We start from the raw sequence: 879 nt of genomic DNA on the forward strand, positions 1-879 counted from the left end.
CGGGGCGGCCCCGTGCGTCCGGGGAGCGCGTCGCGCCGGTCAGCCCGGTCGTCGGACGGTGGTGGAGCCGACGTCCACGGGCTCGCCTCGGACGTCGGTGGGGCGGAGCGGGGCGACCGGGCGGCCGTCCTGGCCGACGAGGACGGAGCGGTCCTCGTCCGCGGCGAACGCGTGCCGCTCGCCCCACTGGCGCAGCGCCACGACGACCGTGAAGAGGTCCCGGCCGGCGTCGGTCAGGACGTAGACCTGGCGCCGCCCGGACGGCGCCGTCTCGCGCTCGAGCAGGCCGCGCTCGACGAGACGGCGGAGCCGGTCGGTGAGGATGTTGCGCGCGATGCCAGTGCGCTGCTGGAACTCGGTGAACGACCGCGCGCCGTCCATGGCGTCGCGGACGACGAGCAGGCTCCAACGGTCCCCGACGAGGTCGAGCGTCCGCGCGACCGGACACGTGGGGTCGGTCCAGGTCACGTCGCCAGCGCCGACGACAGGGTTCATGACGCCTCCCGATGAGTTGCAGATCAAGACCATGGTGCCCTACGGTCGATGAGTTGCAATTCACTACCGACGGAGACGACGTGACGCTGGCGCCCGGACGACGCCTGCTGCTCGCCGCCGTGTGCTCGGTCGCCGTCGCGACGATCTACGTCGCCCAGCCCGTGCTGGCCCTGGTTGGAGGGGACCTGGGGGTGGCCCAGTCCGACCTGGGTTGGATCGTCGCCGTGGGACAGGTCGGCTACCTGGTGGGCCTGGTCGCCCTCGTGCCGCTGGGTGACGTGCTGGACCGACGCCGGCTCATCGGCGCCCAGCTGCTCCTCGCCGCCCTGGGCACGCTGGGGGCGGCGGCCTCGCCCACGCCGGGCGTGCTGCTGGCCTGCCTCG

General features: G+C 73.9%; 2 protein-coding genes. One reads left to right on the forward strand and one right to left on the reverse strand.

The features are described from left to right. Window positions 1-39: 39 nt before the first annotated feature. Entirely contained in the window at window positions 40-468 is a 429-nt protein-coding gene (locus tag AC2W7G_RS17370) for a winged helix-turn-helix transcriptional regulator (protein WP_485869537.1), read from the reverse strand. 107 nt (window positions 469-575) lie between these two features. Here AC2W7G_RS17370 and AC2W7G_RS17375 point away from each other — a divergent pair. Then, on the forward strand, window positions 576-879 hold a 304-nt coding region (locus tag AC2W7G_RS17375; protein WP_485869538.1), incomplete at its 3' end, for an MFS transporter.

The sequence above is a fragment of the Aeromicrobium sp. PFPM2_SD2 genome (genome assembly GCF_057364525.1).